The organism is Xanthomonas sp. SHU 308 (assembly GCF_000364645.1).
Classification (GTDB): Bacteria; Pseudomonadota; Gammaproteobacteria; order Xanthomonadales; family Xanthomonadaceae; genus Xanthomonas_A; species Xanthomonas_A sontii.
Genome location: NZ_AQOK01000049.1, coordinates 1 through 13,234, shown reverse-complemented (window position 1 = coordinate 13,234; position 13,234 = coordinate 1). Strand labels below are relative to the sequence as shown.

The following is a 13,234-nucleotide window of genomic DNA, read 5'->3' as shown; positions in this document are numbered from 1 at the left end:
GCTCCCCCAGCCACGCCGCGCGCGCGACATGACTGGCGCTGCCGGTGGCGCTGCGGTTGAGCGTGTCGAGCAGCCGCTGCAGCCAGGCGCGCACCGGCGGCGCCTGCAGCACCTGCGCCGTCTCGGCCTGCGCCGGCAGCCCGGACAGCGCCTGCAGCGCGTCCAGCCGCGGGAACAGCAGCAGGCCGATGGTGTCGCGGTCGGCACCGGTGACCACCACGTCCTGCACGTACGCAGCACCTTCCATCAGCACCCGCGTGCGCAACGGGCCGACGCTGACGAACACGCCGGAAGACAGCTTGAAGTCCTCGGCCAGGCGGCCGTCGAACAGCAGGCCGCGCTCGGGATGCTGCGGATCGATCGGCTTGAGCGCGTCGCCGGAGCGGTAGAAGCCTTCCTCGTCGAAGGCCTCGGCGGTCTGCTGCGGCGCGTTCCAGTAACCCGGCATCACGTGCGGCCCGCGGAAGCGCGCTTCCAGCTTGTCGCCGACCGGCACCAGCTTGACCTCGCAGCCCGGCGCCGGCACGCCGACGTCGCCAGGCGTATTGCTGGTGCCGTGGGTAAAGGTGCACGACGGCGCGCATTCGGTCATGCCCAGACCGGCGAGCATGCGGATGCGCTCGCCGCAATGCGCCTCGGCGATGCGCTCCAGGCGGTCCCACACTTCCTGCGACAACGCCGCGGCGGCGAAGAAGAACATGCGCATGCGCGACAGGAACGTCTCGCGCAGCGCCGCATCCTGTTCCAGCGCCTGCGCCAGTTGTTCCCAGCCGCGCGGCACGCTCAGGTACACGGTGGGCGCGATCTCGCGCAGGTTGCGCAAGGTCTGCTCGAACAGCGCCGGGGTCGGCTTGCCGTCGTCGAGGTAGAAGCTGCCGCCGTTGTACAGGGCGATGCCGATGTTGTGGCTGCCGCCGAAGGTGTGGTTCCACGGCAGCCAGTCGACCAGCACCGGCGTCTGCCCGAGCACCGGGAAGGTCTGCAGCAGCATCTGCTGGTTCGCGCACAGCATGCGCTGGGTGGTGATTACCGCCTTGGGCAGCAGGGTGGAGCCGGAGGTGAACAGGAACTTGGCGATGCTGTCCGGGCCGCAGGCGGCGAAGGCGGCATCGGCCGCGTCCAGCGCACGCGGCGCCAGCAACTCCTCGAAACGCAGGCAGGCACGATCGCCCACGGTGCCACGCACGCACACTGCCGGGACATCGGTGGGGAACACCGCCGCGATCGCCGGGGCGAACGCGGCGCCGTCGCTGGCGAACAGCAGGCCTGGGCGCAGCACCTCGGCCACATGCCGCAGCTTGGCGAAATCGCGCGACAGCAACGCATAGCCCGGCGACACCGGGCAGTACGGGATGCCGGCGTACATCGCCGCGAACGCCAGTTGCAGGTGTTCCAGATCGTTGCCGGACAGGATCGCCAGCGGCCGTTGCGCCGACAGGCCCATGTCCAGCAGATGCGCGGCGATAAGCCGCGTGCGCTCGAGCATCTGCGCGTAGCTCAGGCGCCGCCACTGCCCGGCGTCGTCGCGCTGCGCCACGAAGGTGGCATCGGGGGTCTGCAGCGCCCAGTGCTGCAGCCGCTGCAGCAGGTGCCTGGGCAGCGGCGCCAGCGGTTCGCGCGCGCGCAGGCGCAGCACGCCGTCGGCATCGCGGTGGACCTCGGTATCCGCGTGGCTCAGTCCGACAGGACGGTAGCGCGCGGCGGTGGCAACGGACTCAGCGGCATTCATCGGAACCATCCGGGGGAGAGAGACGGCACGGCGTGCGGCAACGCCGCCGCGGCCCCCGCGGGGCCGCAGGCGACGCGACGGGTCAGCGCTTGTAGGTCTGCAGACCGGGCTTGATGGTTTTGTCGTCCAGGAATTGCTTCAGGCCCTGTTGCCGGCCCTTCTCGGGATCGCGGTGATTGGACTGGTCGACCTTGGCGTACAGATAGTCCTCGTTCTGCTCCCAGGTCAGCTCGCGGCAGCGCTTGAAGCCGTGCTTGGCGAAGCGCAGCACAACCGGGTTCTTCTGCTGCAGTTCCTGCGCCAGCTTGGTCACTTCCTCACGCAACTGCGCGCGCGGCACGCTGGCGTTGACCAGGCCCATCTGCGCCGCCTCGGTGCCGGTGAAGGTGCGCCCGGTCATGATGTAGAGCATGGCGTTGCGGTGGCCCATGGTGTCGGCGACGGCCTTGCTGACCAGGTTGCCCGGGGGGATGCCCCAGTTGATCTCCGACAGCCCGAACACCGCCTCGTCCGCGGCGATGGCCAGGTCGCAGGCGACCAGCGGCGAGAACGCGCCACCGAAGCACCAGCCGTTGACCGCGGCAATGGTCGGCTTGCTGTAGAAGCGCAGCAGGCGCCACTGCCACTGCGAGCAGTCGCGGCGCATGCGCTCTTGCACGATCTCTTCCTTGCCGTCGGTCTCGCGGAAGTATTCCTTCAGATCCATGCCGGCCGACCAGGATTCGCCGGCGCCGGTCAGCACCAGCACCTCGGCGCTGCTGTCCAGCTCCAGCGTCTCCAGCACGTCGATCATTTCGCGATTGAGGGTGGGACTCATCGCGTTGCGCTTGTCCGGCCGGTTCAGGGTGACCCAGGCGATGCCTGCGTCGATCTCGACCTGGACGGTCTGCCAGCGGTCTTGGTAGCTGCTCATGGATAGGCCTGCATGGAGAGGGGGGAGAGAGAGAGCGGATCACTTAGGTCTGATAATAGTTATAGATCATCATTATTTCTGCGCAAGCTGCAGTGCAGCATGGCGGGCGGCGCTGTGGCGGGAGCATGGCGGCACGCCCATGGGCGGGGTGACAGCAACCGCGATACGGATTGCTTGGACTCGCGAAGGGAGCAAGCCATCCCAGGACCTTGGATCCGCCGCCACGTCGCCGCGAGTCTTCACGCCCGGTGAACGCAATGCTCACAGGGGACGTTCAGTCCCGGGTTAGCATCCAGCCCACAGGGGTTCCGTCGACACCGGGGTGATGTGATGCACACCGTCTCCGCGCTTGACCAACCGACCCACGCTCGCGTCAGCATCGATCTGGACGCCGAGATGGCGTACTGGCAGCAGGCCCATGCCGAGGGCCGTCTCGGCCGCCAGGGCTTCGCCGACTACGCGCAGCTGCTGAAGATCGGCTATGACGTGTACCTGGCCTACCCGCGCGCCAACGAGGCGCAGCTGTACCGCGTGCTGCAGGACGCTTATCACCAGTGCGCGCCGATGCTGTCGGTGCCGTGGGACGAGGCGCGCTGGCTGGTGCGGCATGCCTGGCAGCACCTGGCGCATTCGGGGCGTTGTCACTGAGGAGCGCCTCGCGCAGCGGGGCATCTCGTCGTTGCCCGCGTAGGATCGGCTTCAGCCGCGACGGGCGTTACCGAGAATGCCTGTCGCGGCGCACGCCGCTGCTACGCTGCGTCTTCGGTCGCGATGGAAGGCGCCCCCGAGGCGCCGTCTCCCGGCGCAGCGGCGACAACCGGATAGCAGCCCATCGCGCGCACGGCACACCGCGGCTTGCGCCGCGTGTTGCTGTTGCACGCCTCCGGCACCGCATGCGCCTCAACGCGACGAAGCGGGTGGCGAGGCGCTGTGCTCCTTCGCTTCCAGGCGCCCATGGAACGCGTTCGATCCCTTGCCGGGCGCCGTCGCCGCCTCGCCCTCGCTGCGCTTGAGGCGCTGCTTGCGCTGTTCGACCACGCGGCTGGCCAGGGCCACGCGGCGCCCGATCACCATGTCGGTCAGCCAGTCGATCAGGTGGCGCGTATAGGCGGCCTGGTGCGCCTTCTCGGTCAGCGCGTGATCGGCGCCGGCGATCATGCGCGTGGTCAGCGAGCGCGCGTTGGAGAACGCTGCCGCGTAGTTGTGCAGTACCTGGCTCGGCACGATGGTGTCGCGTTCGGCCTCCACCAGCAGCACATCGCCGCGATAGCGTTGGCAGGCCGCCAGGGCGCGGTTGTCCGCCGGCGTCACAACGCGGTTGCGGTAGGGCATCAGATCGGGATCGCGGTTCAGCGCGACTTTCGGACCATCCCAGTGCGCGTCCTTGTATAGCGCCGGCGAGCGCAGGGCCAGCCACTCCACCGCCCGCTCCAGCGTCAGCAACGCGGCCAGGTAGCCGCCGTAGCTCAGCCCAACGACCGCGATCGCGTCCGGATCCACGTGCGGCGACGCCGCCAGGCGATCGTAGGCGGCCTTGATGTCGTCCAGGTTCTGCGCGCGCGTCACCGTCTCGCGCATCGCGGCCAGGCCTTCGTGGCCACGTAGGTCGAAGGTCAGGCACACGCAACCCAGCCCCGCCGCCTCGCGCGCGCGCACCAGGTTGTGATGCTGGTTGCCGCCCCAGCCGTGCACGAACAGCACGCCGGGCAGGCGGCTGGTCGGGGTCAGCAAGGTGCCGCTGAGCGCCGCGCCGTCGACCGGGATGTCGATGCTGGACAGTTCGGCTTCCATGGTCAGGTCACGCTGCGCATGTAGCGGTACTTGGTCAGCAGGCCGGTGCGCGGCTCTTCGCCCACGTAGTACACCTGCGCCCCGGCCGGCGGCGGCGGATGCGCGCCATAGCGCTCGACGGTGGCGGCGACCACGCGTTGCAGCGCCGGCGACTGCTGGAACGCAGCGACCGCGGCCAGTTCCGCCGGCGTGGCGCCGCCGACGCGCCAGGACTGCTCGAGGACGCCGCAGGCGATGCTGCCATCGGCAAGCAGCCCCTCGATCACGTCGTAGTTGCGCCGCGACGCATAGAAGCCCGGATAGGCCGCGGCCACCAGCCGATCGTAGTCGCGCGCCTTCAGCACCGCGGTGCGCTGACGTGGCGGCAACGGCTGCTCCAGCAGTGTGTCGAGGGTGCCGCGGATCACCTGCAGTTCCGAGCCGCCGTACGCCTCGCGGCCGCTGCTATCGCGGGTGACCGACTGCGTGCCGCAGTAGGCGATGGTCACGCCGGCGCAGTGGGTTTCGCCGACGCTGAAGGTGGTCGGCTGCTGCAGGTGCCGTTCCAGCACCACCCCATGCTCGCGCAACGCGTGCGCGGGCAGTGTCGCCAGCGCCGCATCCAGCGCCTGCGCGTCGCCGAGCAGCACCTGCCCGAGCCCACCGACGCCGTGCGGCAGCTTCAGCCGCACCGGGCCGCCGTCGCACAAGCGCGCGTACGCGCGTCGGGCATCGGCAGCGCTGAAGGCGGCGTAGCCCGGCAGCGTGGCGGACGCCAGCGCCGCGCCCAGGTCGGGCTGCCACCCGTCGGGTGACTGCGCATCGATCTCGATCAGCGGATGGCTGATCGCCTTGGTGGCGACGAAGGCGTACGGCACCACACCGCCCAGCAGATCGGCCGCCGCGTGCACGCCGATCTGCTCGGCCTGCGCGGTGGTCAGGGTGTCGTCGGGCACGCAGAACGCACCCGCACCGGCGGCACAGCGCTCGTCGTGCACGGGCAGGTGCATCAGCCGCCCCACTTCGGCGACCACCCAGGCATGCGTGGCTGCCTCGTGGCCCCCGGACACGGTCTCCCGCACCTGGCAGGCGCGGACATTGGCATGCGCGGTGGATCGGGCCATGCGGAACGCTCCGTGCGGATCGGAAAGACGCGCTGCCTCAGCCATGGGCGTACCACTGCAGCAGCAACACGGCGGCCGCGGCCAGCGCCAGCAGCGCGGCAACCACGCGCAGCCAGCGGCTGGCGCGCAGTTGCCGCCACCAGGCAGCGGCTTCGGACGTGCCGCTGGCATCGCGCGCGCGTCGATGCTGGGGCGCGGACGCGGAAGGAGGGGCCGCAGAGTGGCGGTCGTCGTGACGCATGGCGCAAGGCTGTCGCGCGGGCTGTCGCATGGGGGTGAACGCGATGTGGTGCGCGTGTCATCGCGCGAAAACCAGGGCCGGCGGCGTCCGGTCAACCGCATCATCGCGTCGGCGATGCGCGTCGCGCTTGCGGTAAAGAGGACTCAGTGCGAGCACACAGTCGGTGCGAGCAATAGCGTCATCACGGTCGATCGTCAGCGCAGCAACGCACGAACGCCGTGGTCGACACCGTGCTCAGGCCGCCGCCGTCGCCGTGGCATGGTGGGTGGGCAAGCGGGCATCGATCCGGTGCTTGCCGGCCAGCGCCTGCATGCCCTGCAAGGTGGCCTGCACCGCGCTGGCATAGCCGCTGCGCCACAAGTCGGCGCGCGACTGCCGCGATGCCGCCGCATTCAGCGCCAGTGCGAAGGCCTGCACGCGCGGATCGGCCAGCGCGGCGCGCTCCAGGAAGGGCTGCTCCGGGGCGATGACGTCGACCGGGGCCAGCCAGGCGTCGGCGACCAGTTCGGCCACGCCGGCGCGGTGCGAGAGCTGGTGCATGGCAGTGAGCGTCTCGTGCAGCATTTCCAGGCACGCCCATTGCCACAGCGCGGCCTTGTACTGCGGGTCGGCCTGGTCCAGGGCAGACAAGGCGCCATCGACATGATCGATGCGAAGATCCTGCATGGCCGACTCCACGATACGGCATTGCGATCCGCACATTCTGCGCGTCGAAAGTGAGCGCAACGTGAGTCGTGCGTCGGCAGCGGCAGCGGCAGCGTACAGGCGGTCACAGCGGGCGCGGCGGCAGCCATCGCGTATACTGGCCGCGCGCCTGCTCGCGCCGCTCTCTCACTACGCGCTTCCCATGACGCCACCCTGACACCCGCAGCTTGCATCGGCCCGCCTCGACGGCAGGCCGCAAGTTGTTGGTTTTCCATTGCATACAGCGAGCGCTGCCCTGCGACAGGGCGGTGTCGGGAGCGTTTACCTTGAAATTTTCCTCTTCCCTGCGCCAGTCCTGGTGCGGCAATCTCCGTGGCGACGTGCTCGCCGGCCTGGTCGTGGCATTGGCGCTGATTCCCGAGGCGATCGCGTTCTCGATCATCGCCGGCGTCGATCCCAAAATCGGCCTCTATGCCGCCTTCTGCATCTGCGTGACCATCGCCTTCGCCGGCGGGCGCCCCGGCATGATTTCCGCCGCCACCGGCGCGATGGCGCTGCTGATGATCGGCCTGGTCAAAGAGCACGGCGTGCCCTATCTGCTCGCGGCCACGCTGCTGACCGGCGTGCTGCAGATCCTGGCCGGGCTGTTCAAGCTCGGCGCGCTGATGCGCTTCGTCTCGCGCTCGGTGATCACCGGCTTCGTCAATGCGCTGGCGATCCTGATCTTCATGGCACAACTGCCCGAACTGATCGGCGTGCCCGTCCCGGTCTACCCGCTGGTCGCGCTGGGTCTGCTGCTGATCTACGGCCTGCCCTGGCTGTCGCGGCGCAGCTTTCCCGGCATCGGCCTGTGGTTGCTGGTGCTGGGCGCCGCCTTGACCGCAGGCAGCATGGCGCCGTGGATGCTGCTGCCGGTCGCCGTGGGTGGCGCCGCGGCGCTGCTGTTGGGGCACCGCTGGACGCGCGGCCTGGCCGTGCCGCCGCCGCTGGTGGCGATCGTGCTGCTGACCGGGCTGACACTGTACTTCGGCATCCACGTGCCCACCGTCGGCGACAAGGGACAACTGCCCGATCGCCTCCCCAGCCTGCTGCTGCCGGCCGTGCCGTGGACGCTGGAAACGCTGCGGATCGTGTTCCCGGTCGCGGCGACGATGGCCGTGGTCGGCCTGCTCGAGTCGATGATGACCGCACAGATCGTCGACGACATGACCGACACGCCCAGCGACAAGAACCGCGAATGCGTGGGCCAGGGCGTGGCCAACATCGTCAGCGGCCTGTTCGGCGGCATGGCCGGCTGCGCGATGATCGGGCAATCGGTGATCAACGTGAAGTCCGGCGGGCGCGGCCGGCTGTCCGCATTGATCGCCGGCAGCGTGCTGTTGCTGCTGGTGGTGTTCGCCGGCGCCCGGGTACGGCAGATCCCGATGGCCGCGCTGGTGGCGGTGATGATCATGGTCTCGGTGGGCACGTTCAGCTGGCGCTCGCTGGCGCAGTTGCGCACCCATCCGACCAGCTCCAGTGTGGTGATGCTCGGCACCGTCGCGGTGACCGTGGCCACCCACGACCTGGCGCGCGGCGTGCTCACCGGCGTGCTGCTGTCGGCGCTGTTCTTCGCGCGCAAGGTCGGGCGCATGCTGCACATCGCGCGCAGCGAGGACGCCGATGGCGGCCACACCTACCGCATCCGCGGCCAACTGTTCTTCGCCTCGGCCGGCAGCTTCGCAGGCGCCTTCGACTTCACCCACGCGCCAACGCGGGTCACCCTGGACCTGAGCGACGCGCACGTCTGGGACATCAGCGCGATCGGCGCGCTGGATCAGGTGGTGATGAAATTTCGTCGCCACGGCGCGCAAGTCCAGGTGCTGGGACTGAACCCGGACAGTGCAGCGATGGTCGGGCGGCTGGGCAGACACCAGCGCGATGACGTGGAAAGCGTTCCACTGCATTGAGGCCCGGCCGGGATGATCGTGTCGGCACAGCGGCACAGCGGCACGGCGCAGTGCGCCGTCACGCCGCGCGCCGTCCCGCGTGCCGACATGGCGACGACATCGGCCGAGTAAATATCCCCCGGCAAAGCTGGGGGCTTTAGAGATGTGAGCTGCTAAAAGCGGCTACGGCGGCGCTACGCGCCTCCCTTATTAGGGCCACCTGAAGGTGGCCGACTACCTCAGCAACTGCAATTAGTCCAAGCGCCGATCTTCAGCCTCTTGGTTTCGGATGTATGCCCGGATCAACCCTTCATCCGGACCTACCGTCGTAACGAAGCAACCTCGCGCCCAGAAGCTCTGCCCTACAAAGTTCCGCTTCCGCTCCCCATACACCCGCGCTAGGTGGATGGCGCTCTTGCACTTGATATAGCCCACCACCTGCGGCATCGCGTACTTCGGCAGAATCTTCAGCACCATAAGGACGTGGCCTGGCATCAGATGGTCCTACTCGACCCGGCTCTCCTTCTGCTCGGCCAATCGTAGGAACACTTCTCCTATATGCGTCCTCAGACCCACATCTAGCGTCTTACGGCCACACTTCGGTATGAACACAACGTAGTACAGGCACTCCCAACTGTTGTGACTTGAGCTCTCAAACTCATCCATCTCGGTTTCTCCGTCTCGTGTGCTTGGCGGCTCACGTTGCGGAGTCTCCGGGATGGACTCCCGGACACGTCAAACTTCTACTGCCTGCCCGGCAGCGCCGGGGGAACTCTCAGGTTGGTTTAGGGGCAATGGCGACGCGGTCGAAGTATCGTTGCGGTAGCCCGCCGCCACCGATACGCGTCGTTGCACGTATCAACAGCGCCTTGCCACTCAGGCGGCAAGACCGTGCATGGGCAAGGCGGCATCGGCGCAGGAAGCAACGTCCTGTCGCCGCCATGCTCAGTGGCACGGAAGCAATCGGTCGCAAGCGTACGAGGGCGTGGAAGGACGCGTACAGCTGATGCAGCCTGGCGTGCGTTTTCGCTCACCCGCACCTCACCGATGCGGCAGGCCGACCGGTTAGCAGAGCTCCCCTACACCGTGATTTTTTAAAAATGGCGCGGTTCTGATCTAGACCCATCCGGCGACCACGTTCATGATAATGTGGGCTGCGCCGACTATTTGCGTGTGGCGACGCGCATCGGCGCACCGAGACCGGTCAATCAACTGGAATAAAGTCATGAACCTTGCAGTGCAACTTCAAAAGAGCAAAGACGCACGCGCATCAGCAAGCAAAATAACCGACGCACAAGCCACACAACTATTGACGTTGCTTGTAGAGGACGACGCGTTCAGGGCAAATTTTGAAGCAGATCCGATTGCAGCGCTTTCCCTTATCGGAATCTATCCGGAAGACGTAAAATCCGGCGATTGTATGACCACGGAAAAGCTTGCATCAAAAGAAGAACTGAACGCATCGAGAGTGCATCTTTACAATTATCTGACGTCGCGTACCGCATTCCAGAATCCACACTATTTTGAATCCGGAAAATTGTCCAAGAAATTTGTCAACAAAAACAATTAGATCTTACTCTGAGGAAAAGCCCGGCGAGCAGCGGCTCGCCGGGTGTTTTTTTGTATCAGATCGCCAGGAACTTACCGTCGGCGCGCCACTTCTTCCGAGTCTAGCGCACCCGATATGGGCTTCGCCGCTCACTCTTATTTCTCGAGCCGCGCCTTGCGCAATGGATCCAACTCACTTTTCCAATCTCGTCAGCTCGCCAATCGAATCCGCCAATAGCCATCGGTCCTTCTTGCATCGGATCCAACACCAAATGCGCTTAGATTTTCACTTCGTTAATCGCTGAATTCACGAATGCGTCCACACCAAGCTCGGTCGCGCTCGGATACGGTTTCTTGGCGATATCACCGACATCGAAAATAGTGGCAAGCGATGCTTTTGCATGCCGTCAGCACCTCCAGAAGCTTCGCTCGAAGCGTGTAATGAGCACCAGCAATACATGAGCATTGGAGTGCCATGTTGGCCAGCCGATGCTTCTGCTATCAGGCCCGGTAGCGCATCATGCCTGGTCGCGATCGGCTCCAATGCACGACTGACCAAATGATACGATTAGATTTCTAGCACAACACTGTCGACGCGCTGCACGATCAGACAGGTCTCCTTCGAATGCAAGCCGGCACCCGAAGGTACGCTTTTAAATCACCTTTGATATTCAACCGTCCTTAGACCACACCTCGTTTCTTGGGTCGAACTCACTGGTCTCCATTTTTTCGCCGCGCCAGCCAAAGCCGCAGACCGCCACCACACCTTGTTGCATCGGGTCCAAAGCTAGAGCTTTCTCGATGTCGGCCTCGTTGATGGCGGATGTCACGAACGCTCCCAAGCCCAGCTGCGTGGCACTCACGTACAGCATCTGTGAGATATGTCCTATGTCCAAAAGCACCGCTCGGTATGCCTTGGCATGCAGTCGGTACTTCCAGAAACTGCGTGAAAACCGCAATACCAGAACGATCATGACCGGCGCATCAGCGAACCAGTGCTGACCTGCAAGTGCCAATCTGGCAAATACGTCCAACGGCGCTTCCGGCGGCGGCAGAGGCTGCAGTGCGTGTTCGATCGGGTGGTAGTGATACAACCCTGGGGCCAAGCCTTCGACGCGATTCACCAGCAAATACGCTTCTACCGGATGCAACCCTCCCCCGGAGGGAACGTACTTCTTAAGAAAGACGGTATCTTCCTGTACGCGTACCTGGGCGTGCGCCATCAAAGCGCGCTGCAACATTCTCGCAAGCAACTCCTGCGACAGTGAGCGCTGGATGTCGAAGTTGCGGCATGTCGTTCGCTTTGCGAGCAGGCCATCAAACTCGTCCTCAGGCAAACGCGGCATCCGTATCCGATTCAGTGCATCACCACGTTCGCTTACCGCAGGCGGCGGCGCACCCAGCTTGGTTCGCAACTCCACAGCGGTCGTCATCTCGCCCTCGGCCATTGCCGTTACGCTGTCCACCGACTGCCAACGGCTATGCCGGTGCATCAACGCGGCCATGGGCCACCAGTGTCCGCAGCGGAGCGCGTCGTCGCGCCGCCGGTGCTCGCAATCCTCGTCGTCGCTAATCAGCAGACCATGGGACAAGAGCCTCTTGACGGCTTCTTTCGGATAGCCTTCTAATCGCGCATCGTCGATCCATTCGCCAGGACCCACATCCCCCAGGATTTCGCGTTCGACTTCGCTCACGTCTATCTCGCCGTCCACATGCGCGGCCAGGGCCAGCCAACGTCGCTCGCGCGCCAGTCCATTCCCCCCCGACAGGAGCGACCTGACATCCACGGACACACTTTCGCGATTTTCAAAGAATACGATTGCACACCGACGTAACCGCATAAACCCTCAACAAAGGACTTCCACGACAATAAAAATTCTTCAAAAGATCCACCGAGCAACTGCGACCGTATGCCTGCGTCGCATGACTACAAAATCAGGGGACCCCGATGAGCCAGAATGACGAATACACTCCGTTTAGCCACGACGCCGCCTATAACTTGATCGACAAGCTATCCAGCGACGACGCGTTCCGCAACTTGTTTGTCACCGACCCCGCAAAGGCGATGGAAGAAGTCGGGGTTCCCGAGGACATCATTCAAGTGGCGCTGGGTAAAGACAAGTGTCTTGATGTCAAGAACCTTGCGCCCAAAGAAGAACTGGCAGCTGCAAAAGATCTTCTGATTGAATCCCTGACATCGAAAACGGCCTACCATGTCGTTCACTGCTTCGAGGCCGGAGAAGTGGATTCGAGCCTTCGCAGGAAGTAATCGGGAAGCCTGTCTATAGGCCAGTCGCGGCGAAAGCTCGAGAGTGATTGCCGCGCCTGCTGCGCATCGCCCATGGCGCCCCAGGTCCGCGCCGAGCTCAGGTGGGCGAGAGTACAATCGGCAATGTTCATACTCTGGAAAGCCTGGCCTCCGAACGGCTCCGCGTAAGCCAATCCGCGGTGGCGGGCTATCCAGTAATCCTGTTGCAGCGCCTGCTTGTACTGTCCTGCCGCATAAAGCGCATCGCGCAAGGCAACGTGCATCTGGAAAGGTTCGTTACCGTCGATTTTGGTAGAGAGATAGCTGACCGCCTGATCGGGGGCCTTCATTAGCCGCAACTTTTCCGCCTTTGCAATCGCGACGAACTGATGCACAACAGGGTTGCTGGTCTTTGTAGCGAGTGGCAGCAAGGATGCGAGCATCCTGTCACTCGCGGCGACATGGCCCGCTCTTTGCGCCAACCTGATGACCGCAAGAGCATTCACCAACAGGTCGTCGCGGTCGCGGACATCGCCCTCGGCAACCTCCCTCATTATTTCGTCAAACAGCCGATCCAGACCGGCCAAGTCCATGGCATCGGGCTCGACCAGGTACTTGATCGTACTAGCCATAACCCTCAGCGGATATTTGGGCAGGGGAGGAACATCTGAGGATCCGCTTGCCGCTTGTGTTGCCAGTGCCCGCGCATCTTCGAGACTGCCTTGGTCCACTGTAACGGCTACTTTCTCGAAGATGCTGAGCATGCCATCCCCGCCCATGCCGCTCATGGAAAGGGAGTCGAGTATTTTCCGTGCGTCAGAAAAATTTCCAGATGCGGCTAACGCTGCCGCGTGATATCTCGTCTTTTTGTAGCCACCGATGTCTTCGGCCGTCGAAAATGCGGCAACGGCATCCGCATAGTCCTCTTTAGCCAAGAGCGAACGTCCCTTTAGCTCGAAGGCAACATCCCTTAAAGGATTTTGCTGCACCGCGAATCCATCGACTTCACTCAATGAGGCATCGTAGTTTCCAGAATTGAACTGGTACCAGGCGCTTTCTGCAATTCCCGCATAAAAATCCGGATACAT

General features: G+C 64.7%; 11 protein-coding genes and 2 pseudogenes. 4 read left to right on the top strand and 9 right to left on the bottom strand.

What is annotated here, in order from left to right; genetic code table 11:
* On the bottom strand, positions 1-1,729 hold a 1,729-nt coding region (locus tag D588_RS0102445), incomplete at its 3' end, for a feruloyl-CoA synthase (RefSeq protein WP_017914843.1).
* A gap of 82 nt (positions 1,730-1,811) precedes the next feature.
* On the bottom strand, positions 1,812-2,642 hold the full coding sequence (locus D588_RS0102440) for a p-hydroxycinnamoyl CoA hydratase/lyase (protein WP_017908079.1): 831 nt from the start codon (positions 2,640-2,642) through the stop codon (positions 1,812-1,814).
* A gap of 330 nt (positions 2,643-2,972) precedes the next feature.
* Between D588_RS0102440 and D588_RS0102435 the strand changes: the two genes are divergently transcribed.
* Positions 2,973-3,290, top strand: coding sequence for a hypothetical protein (locus D588_RS0102435; RefSeq protein WP_017908078.1), 318 nt, complete (start codon positions 2,973-2,975; stop codon positions 3,288-3,290).
* Between the two features lie 252 nt (positions 3,291-3,542).
* Here the strand turns inward: D588_RS0102435 and D588_RS0102430 are convergent, their stop codons facing one another.
* From D588_RS0102430 to D588_RS0102415, 4 genes are all read right to left on the bottom strand, one after another.
* Positions 3,543-4,433: an alpha/beta fold hydrolase gene (locus tag D588_RS0102430; RefSeq protein WP_017914842.1), complete on the bottom strand. Its 891-nt coding sequence runs from the start codon at positions 4,431-4,433 to the stop codon at positions 3,543-3,545.
* Positions 4,434-4,435: 2 nt separating this feature from the next.
* Complete coding sequence (locus tag D588_RS0102425) at positions 4,436-5,536, bottom strand: DUF3182 family protein (RefSeq protein WP_017914841.1); 1,101 nt, start codon at positions 5,534-5,536, stop codon at positions 4,436-4,438.
* Positions 5,537-5,573: 37 nt separating this feature from the next.
* Positions 5,574-5,777: a hypothetical protein gene (locus D588_RS0102420; RefSeq protein WP_017914840.1), complete on the bottom strand. Its 204-nt coding sequence runs from the start codon at positions 5,775-5,777 to the stop codon at positions 5,574-5,576.
* Positions 5,778-6,011: 234 nt separating this feature from the next.
* Positions 6,012-6,443, bottom strand: a complete 432-nt coding sequence (locus D588_RS0102415) for a hypothetical protein (RefSeq protein WP_017914839.1) — start codon at positions 6,441-6,443, stop codon at positions 6,012-6,014.
* 305 nt (positions 6,444-6,748) lie between these two features.
* Here D588_RS0102415 and D588_RS0102410 point away from each other — a divergent pair, with 305 nt between their 5' ends.
* Positions 6,749-8,371, top strand: a complete 1,623-nt coding sequence (locus tag D588_RS0102410) for a SulP family inorganic anion transporter (protein WP_026143287.1) — start codon at positions 6,749-6,751, stop codon at positions 8,369-8,371.
* Positions 8,372-8,602: 231 nt separating this feature from the next.
* Here the strand turns inward: D588_RS0102410 and tnpA are convergent.
* Positions 8,603-9,016: pseudogene (gene tnpA, locus D588_RS26315) on the bottom strand (IS200/IS605 family transposase).
* Between the two features lie 559 nt (positions 9,017-9,575).
* Between tnpA and D588_RS26310 the strand changes: the two are divergent.
* The gene (locus tag D588_RS26310) at positions 9,576-9,920 is read left to right on the top strand and encodes an NHLP-related RiPP peptide (RefSeq protein ID WP_157836395.1); all 345 of its coding nucleotides are present in this window, start codon (positions 9,576-9,578) and stop codon (positions 9,918-9,920) included.
* A 649-nt stretch (positions 9,921-10,569) separates the two neighbouring features.
* Here the strand turns inward: D588_RS26310 and D588_RS0102395 are convergent.
* Complete coding sequence (locus D588_RS0102395) at positions 10,570-11,739, bottom strand: putative peptide maturation dehydrogenase (RefSeq protein WP_026143286.1); 1,170 nt, start codon at positions 11,737-11,739, stop codon at positions 10,570-10,572.
* Positions 11,740-11,846: 107 nt separating this feature from the next.
* On the opposite strand from D588_RS0102395, the gene D588_RS26305 reads away from it, so the two are divergent.
* Positions 11,847-12,167 carry an NHLP-related RiPP peptide gene (locus D588_RS26305; protein ID WP_081613457.1) on the top strand — a complete coding sequence of 107 codons (321 nt, stop codon included), beginning with the start codon at positions 11,847-11,849 and terminating at the stop codon, positions 12,165-12,167.
* Here the strand turns inward: D588_RS26305 and D588_RS27520 are convergent.
* Positions 12,119-13,234: pseudogene (locus tag D588_RS27520) on the bottom strand (tetratricopeptide repeat protein); the annotation flags it as partial. The gene D588_RS26305 and the pseudogene D588_RS27520 sit on opposite strands and share 49 nt — an antisense overlap.

Excerpts from the sequence above, each read along its gene's own strand:
- D588_RS0102440 (WP_017908079.1), bottom strand. The coding sequence starts at position 2,642 with ATGAGCAGCTACCAAGACCGCTGGCAGACCGTCCAGGTCGAGATCGAC.
- D588_RS0102435 (WP_017908078.1), top strand. The coding sequence starts at position 2,973 with ATGCACACCGTCTCCGCGCTTGACCAACCGACCCACGCTCGCGTCAGC.
- D588_RS0102430 (WP_017914842.1), bottom strand. The coding sequence starts at position 4,433 with ATGGAAGCCGAACTGTCCAGCATCGACATCCCGGTCGACGGCGCGGCG.
- D588_RS0102425 (WP_017914841.1), bottom strand. The coding sequence starts at position 5,536 with ATGGCCCGATCCACCGCGCATGCCAATGTCCGCGCCTGCCAGGTGCGG.
- D588_RS0102420 (WP_017914840.1), bottom strand. The coding sequence starts at position 5,777 with ATGCGTCACGACGACCGCCACTCTGCGGCCCCTCCTTCCGCGTCCGCG.
- D588_RS0102415 (WP_017914839.1), bottom strand. The coding sequence starts at position 6,443 with ATGCAGGATCTTCGCATCGATCATGTCGATGGCGCCTTGTCTGCCCTG.
- D588_RS26310 (WP_157836395.1), top strand. The coding sequence starts at position 9,576 with ATGAACCTTGCAGTGCAACTTCAAAAGAGCAAAGACGCACGCGCATCA.
- D588_RS0102395 (WP_026143286.1), bottom strand. The coding sequence starts at position 11,739 with ATGCGGTTACGTCGGTGTGCAATCGTATTCTTTGAAAATCGCGAAAGT.
- D588_RS26305 (WP_081613457.1), top strand. The coding sequence starts at position 11,847 with ATGAGCCAGAATGACGAATACACTCCGTTTAGCCACGACGCCGCCTAT.